Raw genomic sequence first — 18,880 nt, forward strand, 5'->3', positions numbered from 1 at the left:
CTCCCTCAGTCATGACTCATGTTGGCACGCGCACGCGCACGCTTCTCGCGATCAATCTGCTCGACGGTGTCGCGAAGCTGACGGTCAAGCTGATGCCCCGGTGCAATACCGCCCGAAAGCGTGATGTTGTATTCGCTTTTGCTCTGGTCGACGTAAGAGCGCCCTGCCGGTGCGGTAACTGGCTGGTAAGCCTGATAGCCACCATAGCTGCTGGTCGCCGGAATGTAAGAATTCCCCTGCGTGGCGGCATTGGTTTTGATGGCGGTCTGGTCGAGAATGTCCGACTCTTTGCTGATAATGCCGAGCTTTTCCAGAAGCCAGTCGACGCCGCTGCGCAGCTTGTTAAATACGTCAAGCGGTGCTGTCAGTGCTGAGGCCAGCGCCTGACCGAATATGACGCCGACGTTTTTACAACTGTCGAGCGTTTCCTGCGTCGTCTTGATCGGCGCAATCAGGTCTTTAAAACACTGCCAGACGCCACCTAATTTCTCACCAAGCTCGTCAAAGATCGGAGTCAGCGGAGTGAACATCTCCCCGACCGGCGCAAAGGCGCTTATGACCCCCTCAATCACCCCTGAGAAAAATGCGCTGATGGGCTCCCAATATTTACGGATCAGCAACGCGCCAGCCACAATCACCAAGCCTATGGCCACAATCGGCCAGGTAATCGCGCCGAGCGCGGTAACAATAGCGCTACCTACCACGGTAAACGCGGTGCCAAGAAAGCCAGCAGCAGTAATGATGACATTTATCCCACTAATGATCGGCCACGCAATCAGACCAATAACGCCAATCACACCGATGAAAGCCAGCGCCCCGGTAACTACTGTAAAAAGGGTTTTCGTCAGCTCTGGATTGGCTTTTGTCCATGTTCGTAAAGTATCCACCCAGCCTGTGGCTGATGTGGTTAACTTACGCAGTGCTGAGTCTTCTTTTTCAAATACCTCAATTTGCAAATTTTCCGAGGCTGACTGCAGTTTTTTCAAATCACCGTCGAGGTTATTCGTCTGGATTTTTGCGATCCGTGCGGTAGTACCTTTAGAGTCACCAATCTGATTGCGCTTCTCCGCCAGCTGGCCATTACCCGCAGCAGCAACCAGCTTCACTGCGCCTGCCATCGCCTCTTCACCGAAAATAACTTTCAGATATTCAGCCTGCTGCGCGCTACTGAGCTGGTTTTTATCAAATGAGCGGTGGATATCACTGAGGATTTTCTCAACCGGCAGCATATTTCCGTTATTATCTTGCGTGGTGACTGACAGCTCTTTAAGGGCGTCAGAAGCCTGCCCCTGTGGAGCCTGCAGCCTGCTGAAAATGGCGCTGGCACTCGTTCCCGCCATCGAGCCCTTGATATCGTTATCAGCCAGTATGCCGATCACGGCGGCAGTATCTTCAATGCTGGCACCTGCGGCCTCTGCTGTGGGCGCGACGGACTTCATCGCCTCCGTAAACTCGATCAGACCGGTTTTGGACGACGTAAAACCTTCCGTCATCACATCCGTTACGCGTTCAACTTCCGTCGTGGACAGATTAAACGCAGACTGGATACTGGTGATAATATCGGCGGCTTCGGCAGTATCAACCTCCGCAGCCAGGCTGAGATTAATGGTCGATCCCGTGGCAGCCAGTACGGCATCAGCGTCGTATCCGGAACGCGCCAGCGTCGTCTGAGTAAGCGCCACATTACCTGGTGAAACCCCGGTCTTCGCGCCGATATCCCGCGCCTGTTGCCTGATAGCCGCAAGTTTTTCATCGCTGTTACTCAGATCGAGAATCGCCTGCGTGCCGGACATCTGTTTATCAAAGTCGATACCGGGAGCAATAAACTGCGATGAGGCATTCAAGCCTTTCATCGCGATGCCAACACCGGCCATACCGGCATTCCGCGCGCCAGAAGCCAGCTTTTGGCCGGTTTCGTAACGGGCTTTGACCTGGCTCAACCTCGCCTGTTGTGCTCTGACACGCGCCAGCGCCTCACGCTGTCGGTTAAGCTGCGCCGTCGTCTCGTTGATGGAGGCTTTCAGCCGACGCTGATCGGCAGACAGGCTGCGGGTATTAATACCGGCCTGCATCAGTCCGGTACGCTGGCGCTGAACCGAGATTCTCAGTTCGTTGTATTGGGTCTGCAGCTCAGAGGCTGCACGCTTTGCCGCTTCGAGTGCCTGCGCCTGTGCGCGGGTAGGATTGGTGGCGTTTTTAAACCGCACGGCCAGCTCACCCGCTTCGCGCTTCGCCCTGTCGAGCGCCTGACCGGTCACGGCCAACTGCGCACTTGTCTCACGGAAGCCGTTGATTTTCGACGCCTGATCATTCAGGTCGCGCAGCCCCTTTTGTGTGTCGCGAATGTCACCCGACAGGGTTTTACTCGCGGCCTGGATGGACTTCAGCGGTCGGGTCGCCTGGTCGACCGCTTTTAGCAAAATCTCAAGCCTCAGGTTATTACTCATTCTGATTTCCGCTACGCTGCAGCGCCTTATCGCGCCATGTGATGAGCTCGGTCAGGCTCAGGGAATAGAGCTCCGATGGCGGCCAGTGAAAAATAACTGCGATATCCGCCATCAGGTCATCAGTCGACAGGTCGGACGGGAAATTTACTCCACCGAAGCCGGTGACAAAAAACCAATCACCTTAGCGGCCAGCGACAGCATATCGGGCAGTTTCATTGCGGTAAGTTCCTGCGCGGTCAGCGCGGGGCTGGTCATACGCGGCAGCACCTTAATCAGCGCATCGACTTCCGACTGCGCCACTGCCGCCAGGCTGACACCGCGCAGGGTACCCGCGTTCGGCTCAATCAGGGTGACTTGATCAATCGTCTGGCCGGCGCGCTTAATCGGCGAATCCAGCGTCACGACGTGAGGGTTTACGGTTGCGATTTCATTGCCAGCCTCGTCAGTAAATTCAGGGGCCTGGTGCTTTGCTGTAGTCATGAAGTTTGTCTCTGCTCTGAATGGGAGTTAATAACCGGCCAGCAATGCTGACCGGTATGGGGATTACAGACCGATTGCGCGGCGATGCTGTTCCAGACGATCGACGCCGTTCACCTTCTCAACCATGTTAACGGTATCGATTTCGATGATGTCGCTACCATCAATCGAGAGACGGTAATAGCTGCAAACGGTCGACAGTTTGGTCGAGCTGTTTTCACCCTGCTTATTCTCGCCGCCGTCGATTTCTTTATGACGGCCACGCATGACCACCTCGACCGCGACGATATCGCCGGTGTCGTCGCGCTGATAGGAACCAGCGAAACGCAGCGGCACGGCATCTGCACCCGGCGCGGCGTACTGCGCCCACAGCGCCACATCGGGCAGGCCACCTACAGACCACTCGACGGTTAACGCATCATCGTCGAGGCCGAGGTCAATCGCGGCCGCGCCATTCATGCCGCCGCCGCGATAGTTTTCGAGCTTGCGCGTCAGCTTCGGCAGCGTCACGGATTCAACAACGCCCATATAGCTGAGGCCGTCATTGAACATATTCAGATATTTAAGTTTGCGGGGTAGTGCCATGTTATTTCAGGCTCCTTAGCTATTGACCGATTCGGCCAGATTCACCAGATACTTATCGGTGATACGCTGGCGCAGGGTCAGGCTTTCCAGTGGGGGAACCGGCGTATAGTCGTAGTCGATATACAGTTTCCCGGCCTTGAGAGTTTCCTTATCGTTCGATTCCTCATCGAACCAGCATTCACCGTCCAGGATGTAGCCGTTAGATTTCAGCTCACGGAACTTGGCGTTAATGCCGTCAACAATGTCACGGATAAGCGAGGCGGTGATGGGCTTATCGACCGCCCACATGTGCGCCTCGGCCATCGTGTCGGCCAGCACCTGCGCGGTGCGGGTGTAATTCTCAAACAGGAAAAGCGGATCATCAGAGCAGGTGCGGTTACCCCAGAAACGGAAACCATCTTTGCGCACCAGTGTCGTAACCCCGGCCTCGTTGAGCAGGTCGGCATCGGTGCCGGATGCCTGCAAATCCCAGAATACTGAAGCGCTGATGCCGGTAACGCCCTGCACGCCAACGTTAGACAGGGTTTTGTGCCAGCCGACAGTCTGGTCAATGTAAGCCCGCAGGCCGAGCGCGCGTGCAGTGGCATAGGCCGTCGCGGAAGCGTTCCCGGTGGTGTCCCATGCCAGAAAATCAGGCCAGATGACCATCAGCTCGCGCTGGCTGAAGTTTTCGCGATAGGCCATTGCTTCGGAAATGGTCTTGCAATTCCATGCGCTGACATAACCAAATGCGCGCAGGCTGATACAGACCGACGCCAGCGCGGTCGCGACCTCCTGCGAATCGAGACCCGGCACGCCGAGAATGCGCGGCTTAACGCCGGTAACCGCTTCGGCAGTCAACAGCGCCTTGATTCCGGTGTATTTACCGTTTTCATCGGTGCCACCGATGATGTTGGAAATGGTCTGCGCTTCGGCATCTTCTCCGGTACCTTCGGCAACGCGCACAACGACGGTGACGGGTTTTGACTGGTCGGCAATAGCCTGCAGGGATGCGGCCAGCGTGCCTTTTTTACCGGCTTTCGCAATGGCGCTCTGCACATTGGTAATCAGTACCGGCTGGTTGAGGGGAAATGTCGCGGCATCTGCATCGCTGGCCGTACAGACCATGCCGATGATTGCAGTCGAGACAGTGGATATGACGCGGGTGCCGTCGTTAATTTCAAGCACCTGTACGCCGTGGTGAAAATCACTCATCCGGTTAACTCCGTGGTTAGTAGGCGAGTGTTATTATCCTGGCTGGTCAGGGAAGGAGCTATTTGTCACAGGTGGATGACGGCTGGCACATAAATAAACTAAAAAAAAGGCGGGCATCAGCCCGCTTTACTTATTCCGGTTTTACCGGCCATTCAATATCCGGTGCAGTGGAGGCATCGACCGTCTTCAGTGCCTGAATGTATTTCATCCACTTAATCAGGCTGGCTTTATCCTCATCGCTGATGATGCCGAGTTGCAGCTCGGTCTGCCACAGGCTGATAGTGTTTTGCGCTTCGGCCAGTAATGCGGCTTTTTTCTGTTCAGCTTCCATTACATTACCGCGTTTCTGCGCATCCTCATCCGTGACCCACTCGCTACCGTTCCAGCGGTCATAAGGCGTCAGCGGTTCGATGGTGGTCACACCGGCAGGATAATCACCAAGTTCAGAAATTTCGACAGGCTGGCCGGTTTCCGTGTCATAAGCTATTTTTCCCCGGTGGTCTTCGATATATTCCCATCCATCAAGACTGGCCTTACGACAAATGGCAAAATTATTCTTTTCATCGATTGGCGCATCGGAGCAAGAATTGGCAGGAATCCCCACTCCCACAGCCAGAAATTCAACTGATGACGTCAGATATTCGCGCGTTTCACCGTTGTAGTTATAAACAGTAATATCACCGGTCTTTGTCGCAATCCCGTTTTTATTCAGCGTTGCTTTCTCCATCATGCAGCCCTTACGATATAGTTAAACGCCACGTTACGTGGTCTCGTTTCAGATGCATTACCAACATTCAGATTAATTCGGTTTGCACCGCTAGGCGTTCCCGACCTTGTATTTTCTACATAATCCCACCCGGATGTTGCTGCATTGTCTTCTTGTGAAAATATGCCTGTGGCGCCCTGAACAGCCCCGGAAGATGTTGCCCCCGTATGCTGAACAGTTTTGAATTGCCTCGCCCAGAAATAACCTGATTGTGTTCTAGTACCGTCACTCTGCGCAGACAGCAAGGCTCGGTCAGTGTCAACTCCGCGCCCGTCATCCCATCCACGCAGAAACTCACCACGTAAATCAGGCAGACTACCGGAAGGATAAGCCACGGCCAGCTTTGGATATTTCACTTTATCAAAGGCTGCACCGTTGCATTTAAGCCAGCCATCGGGCGGCGTTGCCTGCGGCCACGGCAGCGGAAAACCGACCGGAGTATATTTATCAATATCCGCCACTTTCAGGTATTGCGGATGCGGGCCAGCGGCGGCAAGGTGTGCGGCCATCACACCATCAGCATAGGCTTTCACCTCAATAACCTTATCATCGACATACTGACGCGTTGCCAGTACGACCGACGGGTCAATTTTCAGTGTGACTGCCGACGTGCTCGACACAATCAACATCATGCGAATGGTCTGCGTACGGCCGCTGCCCTCCTGTAGCTGCGGCTTGTAGGTCTCCGGGCAGTTTGCCACGGCAATCAGAATGCCGTCGTCGTCATACAGGCCAATCTCGCGGATCCAGAACCCGCCCTCATTCTCGGGAATGATCTGCTCGGCGATAATCTGGCTGGTATTTGCCGGGTCAACGGCCAGCAGATTAAGCGGCGCAATGCGTTTCTGATTAATAAGTTTGGTCTGCGCCGGGTCTGGCGTCGGTAACGCGCCGTTGGCATCACCGACGGCCATCTGCGTCAGGTTAAGCTGGGTGCCAAGCGCAGCCGCATTCGCCAGCCGCGCCGCGCCCTGATTGGTCAGAATGGCAAAATATTTCGCTGTCATGCGTTCACTCTCAGGTTATCAATTAAATGGATGGCCGAGGCCGGGTAATAGTCACCGCCAATGACAATTTGCTCAGGGGTATAGGGATAAACCGCCAGCGCGTCGCCGTGGTAGCATCCCGCGCCGACAAACAGCTCACCCGATGAACTCAGGTTGATAGCAAGCCCGGTAAGATGACGACTTGCCGGTTTAGCATCTTCAATCAGGCGCTCCAGCTCCTGATACATTTCGTCAGTGATGCCACTGTCGAGCACGCCGACCACCAGTCGGAATGTGCCCGGTTCCTCGTCGAGCTGCCACCACTCGCGCACCTCAATCAGAAAGCCCAGCGGCTCTATCACCCGACGCAATGCACTAATGGTGCCTTTGTGCTGATGGACGAAAAACGAGGAGGCAATAACGCTGCGTTTGGTCGCCTCCGGCCATTTCTCATCCCATCGGTCCACCGACAGTGCCCACGCCAGATACGGCAGCAGGTTTACCGGGCAGCTGCGCCAGTTCCATAACGTGCGCAACGGTACCGGCACGCGTTCAATCTGCGCCAGCGCGGCGGCGGCGGCGACCTCCAGCGGCGATGATCCAACCGGTAGCAGTCGGTCACTCATCCGAGCCCCCAACCGTTATCTGATAATCGATGCAGCTCGACGCCTGCGATTTGCTCAGCACAATGTCGGCCTGCGGTGCGGCCAGCTCAACACGCTGTACCCCCTCAACATGCAGCGCCGCGTAAATGGCTGACAACCGGATATCACGTCCGAGCCGGTGCTGCGCGCTGATATAATTCTGCAGCTTCTGCTCTGCCGCCTGCCTGATGGGTTCGGATTCGGGACCGGGGTAAACGTAGATCGTCGCGTCAATCTGATACGGTACAACCTCGGCTGACTGGACGATCACGCGGTCACCTACCGGGCGCACGGTTTCGGCATTGAGTGCCGCCTCAACGATGCTTAACAGTTCAGCGCTGGCGGTGCCATCGCCCTCGCGGGATAACACAGAAATCGTCACGCAGGCGGGCGTCGGGCTTTCCACCGAGACGTCAGCGACCCGCCCATCGGCGCTGCGACCGTGATACTCATACGCCCCGACCGGACCCGCCACGCTTAATCCCTCAAACGCCTGCTGCGCACGCAGCCGCAAATCACCGTCGGACTCCATGACGGCAAGCGTTGGCGGAATGGTGGAGTTATCCTCCGGAGTGATGATCAGACGATCGGTATTGTTGTTGGCGGCCATAACGTCAAGGTCATTACCGGCGGCATACGCCAGCGTTACCGCCTGCGCGGATTCATTCACGCGCTGGCGCCAGATCATTTCCCGATAAGCGTTTTCCTGCAGCAGCTTAACAATCGGCTCAGACTCCAGCGCCAGCGTCCGCGCCATCGCCTCCTGCTGCTCTTCGGGATAAAGCGAAATCAGCGTCGCAATGCGTTCCGCAAGGATGGTTTCATAGCCCAGTTCCTCAACCACATCGGGAACGGGTAACTGACTCAGGTCAACAGTTGCCATAATGATTTAACTCAGTGAAACAGTGGTTGAAACGGACGCACCGGTATCGGTGCGCATCCCGGTGATATCGACATACATCTCGCCAGCGTCGCCGGCCTCAAAGCTAATGGCGCTAAGCCTGATGCGCGGCTCCCATTTCTGGATCGCCGAGTAGCAGGCAACCATAATCTGGAGTTTGAGCGCAGGGTTTTGCGGCATATCAGTCAGCGCCGACAGGAGCGAGCCATATTCACGACGCATCACCCGTGAGCCAACCGGCGTCAGCAGAATGTCGCGCATGCTCTGGCTGATGTGCCCGGTGTCGCTGATGCTGTGGCCGCTATTGCGGTTCATACCCTGATAGCGTGCTGTCATATTGGTTCACCCGTTGTCCCGCCGCTGTCGCCGGGATGTTTATGGCTATGGAGCACCTTGCCATTGGATGACAATGACCCGCCGGTGTGCTCGATATTCCCGCTCATTTTGCCGCCCTTCTGCACCTCAAGCGTCGCCGTCGTCAGCTTGTTGGTGCAAATCACCTCCGGCGTATCCAGGGTGATTCGCTCTGCCGCTTTCACCAGCACTACCGGCACGGTGGCGGTGATCGACTCCGATGCCGTCACATCGGCGGTTTTGACGCCGCTGACCGTCAGTGCGCCGGTCTGAGGCTCGTACTCCATCAACGCGCCGTCAGGGAAAACCATATGCCACGCATCCGCCGAGGCAGACGGGGCCGGGTTATCGTCGGAGAAAATCCCCGGCAGTACGAAAGCGGTATCAAGCTCACCGCCAATCGACAGCAGCAGCACTTGCTCACCGACCGAGGGAGCCCACCACGTCCGCGAACGACCGGCGCGGCTGGTCAGCCAGTTCAGCCAGGTAGTCTGGATCCCGCCGCTCTGCACACGGCAGACCCCCTGTACGGTGTCGACCTCAGTCACCACACCCGAGCGGATGAGGTTGCGGATAGCGCGCGCAAGCTCCTGTATTGTGGATAACGTATTCATAGTGTAAGGATGCCTCGGTTCTGGAGCCGCGCCAATCCGGGCGGCTCCGGTGATGGTTCACACAATAATGACTTGCTCAGATGGCTGATAATCACCTCTTCAATCCGCTGCTTATCGTGTCGGCTCAATCCAGGTTACGCTGCACGTCCCGGCAGTGAGGATTTGCCCGGTCTTTGGCTCTCATCTCACGGTTGATTTGCCGTAGCTGGCTATCAGAGCTGCCAGACGCTACCGCAGTATCGTAAACTCACTCATCCCACTGACTCACCAGCTCGCCGTTAACATACAGCGCAGTGGGACGACTCACCGGCTCAGGCGGTGGTGGCTCAGCGGCATAGCTGGCGTGCAGCACACCGTCGATCTCTTCTACGAGCGTGCGCTCGGTCAGTTTCAGACTGATGCTGATATCAAGCGAATCGTCGTTATTGATATCAGCCAGCCAGGTGAAGCCTTTCTCACGTCCGTCATTGCTGGTCATCATGTCCGGCTGATGTTCGCGCAGCCACGCCTGCACCGGCACAAATATCGAATCAAGTTCGCCGGTGAAGCCGGTCACCACCACGTTAAGCACGTACACTTTTTCGAAGGAGAGCGAACTTGCAAGGCGGGAATCCGTATGTCCGCTGTCAGCGAAAAAACGCAGCATATCGGGGTTATTTTTGAATTGCGGTACGGCGCTAATCAGCGCGTTGCGCAGGCTTTTGTACTTCTGCATCGATTTCATCCTGACAGTGTTTGACGGTTTTGACCTGCAGCGCACAGGCAGTCAGCGCGCGCTCAAGACGGCGGATATCCGCACTCAGGTCACCATTGATTTTCGGGTCACTTTCCGGCATCGGACAAAGGCTCACCCTCGGGCATCCGCTGATTACAATCACCGGCGCTGACGCAGGCGGTGCGGGCGTGCAGCCGACGCACAGCATCAGGCAGAGGAGCGTGATACCAGCGGCGAAAAACGTCATTTTCATTAAGTAACCTCGTAATCATCTGCTCACGACGGCTGGCTTCCTCACTGGACTTTGCGAGCTGTTCGCGCAGCGCCATCTGCGCGGATTCATTACGTCGGGCAAGCTTGCCGGCAACACTGAGCTGATTTTCCAGCATGCTAATCGTCGTCTTTTGCTGGCTGGCGACGCGGTTTGCCGTCTCAACAGCACGGGACAGATTGCCGTTCTCATTGCGCAGCCACAGGAGGCCGAGCGCGGCCAGTACTGACAGTACGACGAACAGCCTCATTGCACCCCCTTCAGACAGTAAGCAAGCTCACGCTGGCGACGATTTTCGAGGCCTTTACTGCGCTCGCCGTTGACGTACACCCACCGGGTAAGCTGGTCGCATGCCTGGAACCACTGCTGATGCTTGAGATAGGAAACCAGCGTCGACCGACAGGCCGCGCCGGTACCGACGTTAAAGGAGAAGCTGACCAGCGCGTCATACACCGGCTGCGGCATTGTGACCGGTACGCAAGCTGCCAGACGGCGCTCGGTATTCAGCACATCGGCAACCAGATTTGCCGCGGCTTCGCGCTCGGTGATATCGCGTTTCGGAACCACTCCGCCAGTGTGGCCGATGCCTGACGTCCATACGCCCGCACTGCACTGGTAGGGCCGCAACCGGCATCCTTCAAGGTCGGCAAGCAGCGCCAGCCCTTCAGGCGAGATATGCAGCAGACGAAAATCAGGCATCAGCGCAGCCAGCGCCAGCACTATGGCCACACTGCAACGCTTAACCATTGAACTCACGAGCATTGCCTTTGCCGACGCCGGTTTCGGTCAGACAGCGAAAGGTTTTGCGCCGGTACCAGAAATTCACCGCAGCCGTAAAAATGGCGCACAGGCTCCCCACATAAAGCGCAAGCCGTTCGGGAGTCTGCGCCCCGAAATACGCCAGCAGCACCGCCAGCCAGTAGGTGACAAAGGTGCTGAACCTTTCCATTGTCAGTCCCATAGATTCAGGGTCTCCGCTGTGGGTGATGTTTCAACGTCAGGCAGGTCAATTGCCGCGCCATGCGGCAGAATGACGCCCAACTCACACAGGCCAGGGTTAGCCTGCAGCACCGCCTCAACCACGCCCTCAGTGCGCCCGTAATACCGGAAGCAAAGCGCGTCGAGGATGTCGCCCTGCATCGCGTAAACTTTCATCAGCGTTGCCCCCTGAAACAGCGCGGTTTGTCCTGCAGCCGCGAGACGAACCAGCGCATATCCCGCCACAGGTCATCGATGGTGGTTTCAACGCTGCGCGCTTTTTTGTCACCCTTACCGTTGGCCCCAACGCCGCGATAGTGTTCATACAGATTGGCGGTCGCCAACGCCGTCGCGGCGCTCAGATAGTGGAAAACGTGCTCGCTCTCGCCGTCGATTTCCTCAGCAGGCACGTCGGCCAGTTGCCTGAGCCCTGCGGCAATCTGGCGCGCCCGGTAGTCGTAAAGCTCTGCATTAATTTCCGCCATGCCGGTCTTGATGGCATTGCGCAGGCGAGCATCTGACACCGTCTGCCCAAGCCGCATCAGCTCGCGCACCCGCTTCGGATCCACATCAGGAAAAAAGAAGGTGTTTTTAATCACCGTGTCGCCCGCCTCCGGCGCGGGGATCACCACGCCCGGTACATTGGGCTGATTAAGTATCACTGTCGTCATGACAATCTCATTAGGTTGGGTGGTGGACGCCGCTCGCCGTCAGGGTCTGCGTCTGCTTTGACCCGCGTGCTGCCCGATTTCAGGTCTGCGGTCTGCCAGCAGCTCATTACTGCCATCGCCTCTCTTTAGTGCGTTGCGGCTGGCTGTTTTCTTCAATCTTGCCGGCCAGCACCTCATGCATCGGTTGGTGTTACCGGTTACCGCCAGTTTCCAGACTCAGGACATCCTCAGCCACCCGTCACGACTGGATGACTCGTAACACAACAGCACCTTAGCCAGTCACTGACGGCTATTAAAAAGCGTTGCTCAGAATCCATCACGACGAGGCATCATGACGATCTCCGCCAATACAACTTTGTCGTGAAGTTAATAACCTGTTTATGCGCGAGTTTTTTAATACCAGACGTCGGTTTTCTATTCGGGGAGTTGCAGTGCAGCATGATCGACGGGATGGAAGAATGGGAAGGCTTTGCCAGGTTTGGCTGGCGCCCGGAGTGGGTTAGCTAAGACCCGTCACACACCGGCGACAGCGCCAGATGCGTCGTGCTTGCGCCGCTGGGGGCCGGAGCAAGTTCCGCATGCTGGAGCGTCACCAGCGGGGAGGGTATGGACTTTGCCGCGCAGGCAGAGGGGATCAGCAGCGGGCGGAATAACATCAAAGAGAGCGAAAGATAAAAAAGCTATTACGTATCCATGATTTTGCTTTATATGTAATCACTATAAAAACAAACCCATGCTATTCAACATGGGATTTCAGTTTGCAAATTTTTCAGAAACTAACGCCAGCTCTCATCTTCCCAAACTTCCTGAAGAATATTATCCAACGACTCACGGTCTGAATCTTCATCAAACCCCACCAGCTCAACGCCGGTCATGGAGCCTTTTTTGACGGTGACACACGTAAATGGAAAAACAGACTGTATTCGCCTGGTCAATTCGCATTGAAAAGCGTCAATTACCGGCTGACCTATCTTATGATCTTTATCCAGCGTGATATTTACCCTAACTTCGCCCGCTCTTTTTAATCGTTCTTCGACAGGCGTTGCAGAGAAAACCACTGAAAAATCATTGTTTTTCATCAAGTTCCCTCTTGCTATCTCCGCTATCAAATTCAATGCAATTTCACGGTCTCTTTCCTGACAAGTACCTTCAGCCGTCAGACGCGCAATCATTTCGACCCGCTCAATCATAACGTGCTTGCTTAACTCTCTGTCCACACAACCTCCATCACGAGATACTGTATAAACATACAGTAGCACTGGTATCAATTTGTGTGAAGAAAAATTCGTGTGAAATACGATGTATGTACATGATATCGATGGCTATAAGCTGCTTTCTTTTAAGAGTTAAACCTCTAAGACCGCAACAAGGCTGAGGTTTTCATCCCCTTTGTCGGATGTAATGGTGCTGCGAAAAATATTTCGCCGTGTTGCGAACCGGTGCACCATTTCCCGTTAAAGCAGCTTTTACCGCCCCTGATCAGATGCAGGGCTTCGCCCCGGCTGATGACTATGCCGGTGGTCTGATTTATCTCATCGATACTTCTCACTATCGCGGCGTTTTGATCATCCGTTCCATGGATAAATTTTCGCCGGATAATCGTCTTTTGGTCTCTGAGTCGATTGATTAACTGCCGCCTTTCACGTTGATTCAGAGGCTTTGATAAATCCAGCGCCGGTGGAGCACGTTCGCTTCCCGTACAGTTATTGACAGAACTCCGAGAGGGCGCAGCAGCGCCCTTAACGTCAACGGCTAAATCAACGGCATGCTTCGGCACAATTTTCCACTGCGTAAGCCTGGTTAAAATCGGAGTGCCTGCACCAACGGTAGAATCGTACACGCCACGAATGCAGATCATTTCCTCGCCATACTGATTAAACCCGGTGCGTGATTCATACAGCGTGCGCACCTGCAAATCATCGCGACGGACAAACGGACCACCTTGCGCATTAACATAACCGGCCCAGTCACCGGCGTCGGCGGCGTCGTGGACAGCGGCAAACTCGACGCTCAGGCCGTGCGCCGTCTCGGTATCAGCCAGACGACGCAGCTCACGGTAGACCGTTACCGGCGCACCGCCGATAAATTGAAACTGACGAATGTGCCAGCGCGCCGCCCATGCTGAAACGGCAGGAGCTGTCTCTTTCAGCAGCTCACCGCTTTCGTTATCGCTTTCGCCATCAAGAGCATAACCGTCGATATTTTTTGAGATGTATTTGGCAATATAGCCGGTAGCACTGCCCTTCTCCGGGTCAATGGCCTCGGCGTGGAAGCGTGCTTTTTGGGCTTTATCGCTTTTCAGCTCAACGCGATCTTCCTCCCACGCATAATCTCGGATGATAAGGCGCACGCGCTCGACATCTTCCGGCAGCATAAACATAAGCATGTGCCAGTGAGGGGTTCCGTCGTGATGGGGTTCGGCGACGCGGATACCGAAAATGCGGATCGCTTCCCGGTGCAGCTTGGCCCGGATGCGCGCCCACATCCCGGTGAGATAGCCTTGGGTGTCCGCCGGGCTGGCTCCGTTCCATTTGCTGTTGCGGTAGCCCGCTTTAGTGGTGGCATGATATTTAGACGGCGCGGTCAGGGTGTAAAACTCTCCGACGTAACCGAGCTGATTGCAGATATTTTCAAACCCACGAATACGGGTCATCAGCTCGCAGCGGCGTATCGCAGGATTAGCGACTGAGCCGTCGTATTTTTCAATCAGGCTGATGCGGTTGCCGTCTTCGTCTTCGAGATCCAGACCTTTAAGAAATTCGCGCGTGCGGCGCTTCTGCTCGCGCCAGTCTGTCACGCATTTTTTGCTCGCGTAGGCGTGCTTTTTCTTACTGACGTTGCCGACAGCGATTTGCAGATGTTCGCACCATGCAGCCGCAACACGTCGCAGGCGGCCACGCCACCAAACCTCATTAAACATGCGGGTGACTGCCGGTGCGATTTCATCTTCGGCGACATACTTCTTTTTCACCCGCTCCCAGTGCGGAGGAATGATGTTGAATTGCAAGGAAATTAAGCCGGCGCGCAGGTACCAGCTGTACAGCGTTTTGAGCTCGCTTAATCCGTTATCATCAATGTCGGCCAGCTCACCACGAATAAAATTAGCGATATCAGCGGCCAGCAGGTCAATATCGGCGCGCGACATATCCGGAAGCCGGTTATATCTGGCGACCATATTAACCATGCGTGACGCCAGATATTGCATAAGCTGAGTATCGAAATGACCACCGAAAACAGCGGCTGATACGTTGCTGTTGATACCGGCGCATTGATATTTTTTCGCAACCCGTTCAAGACGCGGCAATGCCTTTTTGCAAAAGCTGATTAAAAAAGCATTGGCGCGTCGACTGCCCAGATTTTGCTCCAGCACCTCTGCGGTGCGATAAACCTCAAAACGCACGCACTCGGGCTGGAGAGAAAACATCTTTCTCGCATGCAGCAACGCCGCAAACATACGGTCGCGGCGGTGCTGTTGCTCATAGGTAAGATACGGGCTGGCGATTGCCGACCGCGGAGCATTCCACGGATAAGCGAATTGAACAGCCAATTCATCCCCTCCGATAGTGTTTTAATTTGAGTTCGGCGATTTGCTGGCAGGTGACACAAAAACACACGCCCGGAATCGCAACGCGGCGAGCTTCCGGGATGGGTGCATCACATTCTTCGCAGTGGAAACGAAACGGCGCCGCGATACGGCTACGTGCATTGCTGATATGGCGCTCACGGTCTTCCTGCTCGCGCTGTTGTGCTAAATCCATTGCGTCGGCCATCAGTGCAGCTCCTGTAATTCGTTCTCAAAACGAGAAGCTTCGCGGCGCAGCAGTTCAGCGGCGTCTTTACCGCTCATGCCCTCTTCGGTGATATGGACAGCCAGCGCCTCAAGACGGATTGAAACTGCGCGCGCGCGGTCTTTACGCTCTTCGTTTTTTGCGTCTGTCAGCAATAGGGCCATTGCATCTCTATCGGTGATAAAACGATGAGATTCGGTATTACGCATAATTAACTCTCCTGATTTCAGGCAATAAAATGCCCGGCGGGTTTACGCCATTAATTTTCTGTCTGGATTAGTTCGGCATGGTTAGCCGTTTAGGAAATAAGCTCACTATTGCGCGAAAATGATTCATCGCTGTTATCAGCGCCTTTTTCTCGCCAGTAGTCAGCTCGTTTAATTCGAGCTGATGACGAGCCGCCGGTATTTTTGCCAGAAAGAAGATAGCGGCCAACGCTCGGTTATTTTCCTCAAATTGCGAGTCGTGTTTATCGCGCATATCATCGACAAAACGTTCGACCTCTTTCCAGCCAGCTCCCCAATATCTGGCGCGCAGCTCGGCCACATGATTGAGACCGACCAGACGCTCACCCGCTTTTAGCGGAACGGTTAACGAGACGGCTTCAATAGCCATAACTCCCCCCTGCTTTGGTAGAGAGGCCAGCCAGTGAGCAACCTGAATGCCTGGCAAGCTGAAAATCAAACATGTCGCCCCATGAAATTCACATAAAGTGAATTACGCACCAATGACGAGCTGAAAGCGGGAATGACCCAACGCCTTACGCAACTGATCTTCTTTCCAGCGCGCGTAATAGATGCGAATAGGCCCGCCTGCTTTCTTGCAGCCTTTGCGGATAATACGAGGTTCGATAGGTACACGCGGGTTATCGCCGGTGGTCCAGCGGTAAGCGGTACGTTCAGAAACACCCTCAAGCTCTGCGAACTGTTGCAGAGTAACGATCGGTGCAGGCACTTTGATGATTGCGATTTCAGAAGCCATGTTGCATGATTCCCATTTTGACAATGTTTGCAATCAACGGCCTCTGTTTGCCAACTTCCGCCAGTGATTGTCCTAATTAGCAATGATACTAATACCCAAATGAGTATTAGTAAATACTCAAAGGAATAAATATTGATCTTTGATACTCAGGTGAATAATGACGAGTTACTGGACAGAATCTGTCAAGTATATGGTTTCAAACAAAAAATCCAGTTAGCTCGCCACTTCAATATTGCAGCCAGCTCCCTGCAAAATCGCTACGCGCGAGGAACGGTTTCTTATGACTTCGCGGTGCAATGTGCTTTAGAAACTGGCGCGAGCCTGCTATGGCTGCTGACCGGGCAGGGTTCCCAATACGACGGGAAACCGGCACCAACGGATCCTAAAACAATAGAATCATTCACGCTGAGTGATGGAAAGCTCGAAAAAAACTCACCATTGAGTATCGATGCGAGTTTTTTCAGTAAGCAAATGTCAAAAGGTATTGCTGTCCGGGCCGATGGAAAGCTTAACTTTATCGAACAAGATGCCTCACTTTCTGATGGCCTTTGGCTGGTTGATATTGAGGGCGCTACCAGCCTCAAAGAATTGACGTTACTACCTGGCAAGAAACTTCACGTTGCGGGCGGTAAAGTACCGTTTGAATGTGGGATAGATGAGATAAAAACGATTGGCCGTGTAGTGGGTATATACAGCGAGGTTAATTGATGGCGGTCCGTAAAAATCCGGCTGGAGGCTGGATTTGTGAGCTTTACCTTAACGGGGCAAAAGGCAAACGCATCAGAAAGAAATTCGCCACCAAAGGCGAGGCGTTGGCCTTTGAACAGTACACCGTTCATAATCCGTGGCAGGAAGAAAAACAAGACCGGCGCACGTTAAAAGAGCTGGTTGACGCATGGTACAGCGCACACGGCATTACCCTGAAAGACGGACTAAAACGTCAGTTAGCGATGCACCATGCTTTTGAGTGTATGGGCGAACCGCTTGCGCGTGATTTCGATGCGCAGATGTTTTCCCGCTACCGGGAAAAGCGGTTAAAGGGTGAATATGCCCGTTCAAACAGGGTAAAAGAAGTATCGCCCCGCACGCTTAACCTTGAGCTGGCCTACTTTCGCGCGGTGTTTAATGAGCTAAACCGTCTCGGAGAGTGGAAAGGCGAAAATCCACTGAAAAATATGCGCCCTTTCCGCACGGAAGAGATGGAAATGGCCTGGCTAACTCAGGATCAGATTGCTTTGCTGCTCGGTGAATGCAAACGGCACCACCATCCAGATTTAGAAGCCGTGGTAAGAATCTGTCTCGCCACTGGCGCTCGCTGGTCTGAGGCCGAGAGCCTGAAAAAAAGCCAGCTCGCGAAATATAAAATCACCTATACCAACACGAAAGGCAGAAAAAACCGCACCGTCCCAATCAGCCAAGCGCTTTATGAATCCCTGCCTGATGATAAAAAAGGTCGGTTATTCAGTGATTGTTATGGCGCGTTCCGGTCAGCTCTGGAAAGAACAGATATCGAGTTACCGGCGGGGCAACTGACCCACGTTTTGCGCCACACTTTCGCCAGCCACTTTATGATGAATGGCGGTAATATTTTGGTGTTGCAGCGCGTGCTTGGCCATACAGATATAAAAATGACGATGCGATATGCGCACTTTGCTCCAGACCATCTGGAGGATGCTGTTAAGTTCAATCCACTGGCGGTAAGTGGCGGTAAAGTGGCGACAGAAATGGCGGATAATGGGTAATCACTGGCAAACAGTGGCAATCTAAGTCAATGACTTATAGAGTAAAGTATTGTTTTTCCATTGTTCTTGTAGGAACTCATAATCGCCTGCTCGCTGTTTCAAGTTCAGCAGAAGGACCACCAAAGTTTAGATTTGAAATCCTATAATAAGCCAGTCTAATGAATGATTCTTATTTCCCCCATTTCTGAGTAGCGATATCTCTCCGCACACTTTATGCCACCCCCTCCAACACTCCAGCGTGCCTGTGCAGATCAATGATTACAAAACATGTTAATGCTAAAATTATTACGCGCTGATACATGTTTTACTTCTTTAAAAAGGAAATTTGAGTGAAAAATATGCTGGGTTTTGTACTGTTGACTGCCACTTTCTACGCAAACGCGGGCTTTGTAAATCCGATGGATTTTGATGGTTCAGAAGCGCAGAAGCAGGAGGTAATCGATTTTATTCAGACTCAAGTCAAAAAAGATTATTGCGAGGGGGCAATTGATATGTGCCAGGACACGACCCTCCGCATGATGGAAAAACAAAACCTTAACGCTTTTAAAAAACTAACGCAGGCTAATAACAAAAAGATCCTCGATAAGGTGATTGCAGATTATTGCGAGGGGGCGATTGATATGTGTAATTATTCAACTCTAAGCATGATGTACGATCAGAATCTTAAAGCCAGTAATGAAACGCTGAGTTGGTAATTAAAACAATTAAAACATTCCGTAATCCGCACGTTAGCATCATTACCAAAAAAAATGGCGGGATAAATCCC

The 18,880-nt window shown here is 53.8% G+C and carries 27 protein-coding genes and 1 pseudogene; 4 read left to right on the forward strand and 24 right to left on the reverse strand.

Annotation, left to right across the window (positions count from 1 at the left end):
* Window positions 1–5: 5 nt before the first annotated feature.
* From RIN69_RS19125 to RIN69_RS19210, 18 genes are all read right to left on the reverse strand, one after another.
* A complete protein-coding gene (locus RIN69_RS19125) occupies window positions 6–2,447 on the reverse strand; it encodes a phage tail tape measure protein (RefSeq protein ID WP_313853806.1) in 2,442 nt (813 codons plus the stop codon).
* Entirely contained in the window at window positions 2,440–2,559 is a 120-nt protein-coding gene (locus RIN69_RS19130) for a GpE family phage tail protein (RefSeq protein WP_313853807.1), read from the reverse strand. The genes RIN69_RS19125 and RIN69_RS19130 overlap by 8 nt, the downstream gene beginning before the upstream one ends.
* 32 nt (window positions 2,560–2,591) lie before the next feature.
* Window positions 2,592–2,927, reverse strand: coding sequence for a phage tail assembly protein (locus tag RIN69_RS19135; protein WP_313853808.1), 336 nt, complete (start codon window positions 2,925–2,927; stop codon window positions 2,592–2,594).
* Window positions 2,928–2,990: 63 nt separating this feature from the next.
* The gene (locus RIN69_RS19140; protein ID WP_313853809.1) at window positions 2,991–3,509 is read right to left on the reverse strand and encodes a phage major tail tube protein; all 519 of its coding nucleotides are present in this window, start codon (window positions 3,507–3,509) and stop codon (window positions 2,991–2,993) included.
* 15 nt (window positions 3,510–3,524) lie between these two features.
* The gene (locus tag RIN69_RS19145) at window positions 3,525–4,703 is read right to left on the reverse strand and encodes a phage tail sheath protein (RefSeq protein ID WP_313853810.1); all 1,179 of its coding nucleotides are present in this window, start codon (window positions 4,701–4,703) and stop codon (window positions 3,525–3,527) included.
* A 130-nt stretch (window positions 4,704–4,833) separates the two neighbouring features.
* Entirely contained in the window at window positions 4,834–5,430 is a 597-nt protein-coding gene (locus RIN69_RS19150; protein WP_313857808.1) for a tail fiber assembly protein, read from the reverse strand.
* The gene (locus tag RIN69_RS19155; protein ID WP_313853811.1) at window positions 5,430–6,476 is read right to left on the reverse strand and encodes a phage tail-collar fiber domain-containing protein; all 1,047 of its coding nucleotides are present in this window, start codon (window positions 6,474–6,476) and stop codon (window positions 5,430–5,432) included. Before RIN69_RS19155 ends, RIN69_RS19150 begins: the two co-directional genes overlap by 1 nt.
* On the reverse strand, window positions 6,473–7,081 hold the full coding sequence (locus tag RIN69_RS19160) for a phage tail protein I (RefSeq protein ID WP_313853812.1): 609 nt from the start codon (window positions 7,079–7,081) through the stop codon (window positions 6,473–6,475). Before RIN69_RS19160 ends, RIN69_RS19155 begins: the two co-directional genes overlap by 4 nt.
* Window positions 7,074–7,982, reverse strand: a complete 909-nt coding sequence (locus RIN69_RS19165; RefSeq protein ID WP_313853813.1) for a baseplate assembly protein — start codon at window positions 7,980–7,982, stop codon at window positions 7,074–7,076. The genes RIN69_RS19160 and RIN69_RS19165 overlap by 8 nt, the downstream gene beginning before the upstream one ends.
* A gap of 6 nt (window positions 7,983–7,988) precedes the next feature.
* Entirely contained in the window at window positions 7,989–8,336 is a 348-nt protein-coding gene (locus RIN69_RS19170) for a GPW/gp25 family protein (RefSeq protein ID WP_313853815.1), read from the reverse strand.
* A complete protein-coding gene (locus RIN69_RS19175) occupies window positions 8,333–8,968 on the reverse strand; it encodes a phage baseplate assembly protein V (protein WP_313853816.1) in 636 nt (211 codons plus the stop codon). Before RIN69_RS19175 ends, RIN69_RS19170 begins: the two co-directional genes overlap by 4 nt.
* Before the next feature lie 247 nt (window positions 8,969–9,215).
* Window positions 9,216–9,683, reverse strand: a complete 468-nt coding sequence (locus tag RIN69_RS19180; RefSeq protein WP_313853817.1) for a phage tail protein — start codon at window positions 9,681–9,683, stop codon at window positions 9,216–9,218.
* Complete coding sequence (lysC, locus tag RIN69_RS19185; protein ID WP_313853818.1) at window positions 9,646–9,891, reverse strand: Rz1-like lysis system protein LysC; 246 nt, start codon at window positions 9,889–9,891, stop codon at window positions 9,646–9,648. The genes RIN69_RS19180 and lysC overlap by 38 nt, the downstream gene beginning before the upstream one ends.
* Window positions 9,791–10,204 (reverse strand): Rz-like lysis system protein LysB, encoded by a 414-nt coding sequence (lysB, locus tag RIN69_RS19190; RefSeq protein WP_313853819.1) that lies wholly within the window; start codon window positions 10,202–10,204, stop codon window positions 9,791–9,793. The genes lysC and lysB overlap by 101 nt, the downstream gene beginning before the upstream one ends.
* Window positions 10,201–10,710 (reverse strand): lysozyme, encoded by a 510-nt coding sequence (locus RIN69_RS19195; RefSeq protein ID WP_313853820.1) that lies wholly within the window; start codon window positions 10,708–10,710, stop codon window positions 10,201–10,203. Before RIN69_RS19195 ends, lysB begins: the two co-directional genes overlap by 4 nt.
* Window positions 10,694–10,915 (reverse strand): phage holin family protein, encoded by a 222-nt coding sequence (locus tag RIN69_RS19200; protein ID WP_313853822.1) that lies wholly within the window; start codon window positions 10,913–10,915, stop codon window positions 10,694–10,696. Before RIN69_RS19200 ends, RIN69_RS19195 begins: the two co-directional genes overlap by 17 nt.
* Window positions 10,906–11,109 carry a tail protein X gene (locus RIN69_RS19205; RefSeq protein WP_313853824.1) on the reverse strand — a complete coding sequence of 68 codons (204 nt, stop codon included), beginning with the start codon at window positions 11,107–11,109 and terminating at the stop codon, window positions 10,906–10,908. Before RIN69_RS19205 ends, RIN69_RS19200 begins: the two co-directional genes overlap by 10 nt.
* Window positions 11,109–11,603, reverse strand: coding sequence for a head completion/stabilization protein (locus tag RIN69_RS19210; protein WP_313853825.1), 495 nt, complete (start codon window positions 11,601–11,603; stop codon window positions 11,109–11,111). The genes RIN69_RS19205 and RIN69_RS19210 overlap by 1 nt, the downstream gene beginning before the upstream one ends.
* 362 nt (window positions 11,604–11,965) lie before the next feature.
* Between RIN69_RS19210 and RIN69_RS19215 the strand changes: the two are divergent.
* Window positions 11,966–12,239: pseudogene (locus tag RIN69_RS19215) on the forward strand (phage terminase large subunit family protein); the annotation flags it as partial.
* A 140-nt stretch (window positions 12,240–12,379) separates the two neighbouring features.
* Here RIN69_RS19215 and RIN69_RS19220 read toward each other — a convergent pair.
* The 6 genes from RIN69_RS19220 to RIN69_RS19245 all read right to left on the reverse strand — a co-directional run bounded on the left by RIN69_RS19220 (window position 12,380) and on the right by RIN69_RS19245 (window position 16,372).
* On the reverse strand, window positions 12,380–12,820 hold the full coding sequence (locus RIN69_RS19220) for a DinI-like family protein (RefSeq protein WP_313853826.1): 441 nt from the start codon (window positions 12,818–12,820) through the stop codon (window positions 12,380–12,382).
* A gap of 137 nt (window positions 12,821–12,957) precedes the next feature.
* A complete protein-coding gene (locus RIN69_RS19225; RefSeq protein ID WP_313853828.1) occupies window positions 12,958–15,150 on the reverse strand; it encodes a replication endonuclease in 2,193 nt (730 codons plus the stop codon).
* Window position 15,151: 1 nt separating this feature from the next.
* The gene (locus tag RIN69_RS19230) at window positions 15,152–15,373 is read right to left on the reverse strand and encodes a TraR/DksA family transcriptional regulator (protein ID WP_313853829.1); all 222 of its coding nucleotides are present in this window, start codon (window positions 15,371–15,373) and stop codon (window positions 15,152–15,154) included.
* On the reverse strand, window positions 15,373–15,600 hold the full coding sequence (locus tag RIN69_RS19235; RefSeq protein ID WP_313853830.1) for a DUF2732 family protein: 228 nt from the start codon (window positions 15,598–15,600) through the stop codon (window positions 15,373–15,375). The genes RIN69_RS19230 and RIN69_RS19235 overlap by 1 nt, the downstream gene beginning before the upstream one ends.
* Before the next feature lie 67 nt (window positions 15,601–15,667).
* Window positions 15,668–16,006: a DUF5347 domain-containing protein gene (locus RIN69_RS19240; protein WP_313853831.1), complete on the reverse strand. Its 339-nt coding sequence runs from the start codon at window positions 16,004–16,006 to the stop codon at window positions 15,668–15,670.
* A gap of 102 nt (window positions 16,007–16,108) precedes the next feature.
* Complete coding sequence (locus RIN69_RS19245; RefSeq protein ID WP_313853832.1) at window positions 16,109–16,372, reverse strand: hypothetical protein; 264 nt, start codon at window positions 16,370–16,372, stop codon at window positions 16,109–16,111.
* A gap of 132 nt (window positions 16,373–16,504) precedes the next feature.
* On the opposite strand from RIN69_RS19245, the gene RIN69_RS19250 reads away from it, so the two are divergent.
* The 3 genes from RIN69_RS19250 (at window position 16,505) to RIN69_RS19260 (ending at window position 18,809) form a co-directional block, all read left to right on the forward strand.
* On the forward strand, window positions 16,505–17,080 hold the full coding sequence (locus RIN69_RS19250; protein WP_313853833.1) for a phage repressor protein CI: 576 nt from the start codon (window positions 16,505–16,507) through the stop codon (window positions 17,078–17,080).
* Window positions 17,080–18,114, forward strand: a complete 1,035-nt coding sequence (locus RIN69_RS19255; protein WP_313853834.1) for a phage integrase — start codon at window positions 17,080–17,082, stop codon at window positions 18,112–18,114. Before RIN69_RS19250 ends, RIN69_RS19255 begins: the two co-directional genes overlap by 1 nt.
* A gap of 338 nt (window positions 18,115–18,452) precedes the next feature.
* Window positions 18,453–18,809, forward strand: a complete 357-nt coding sequence (locus RIN69_RS19260; RefSeq protein ID WP_313857810.1) for a hypothetical protein — start codon at window positions 18,453–18,455, stop codon at window positions 18,807–18,809.
* Window positions 18,810–18,880: the final 71 nt, after the last annotated feature.

Source organism: Winslowiella toletana (assembly GCF_032164335.1).
GTDB classification, from domain to species: Bacteria; Pseudomonadota; Gammaproteobacteria; order Enterobacterales; family Enterobacteriaceae; genus Erwinia; species Erwinia toletana_A.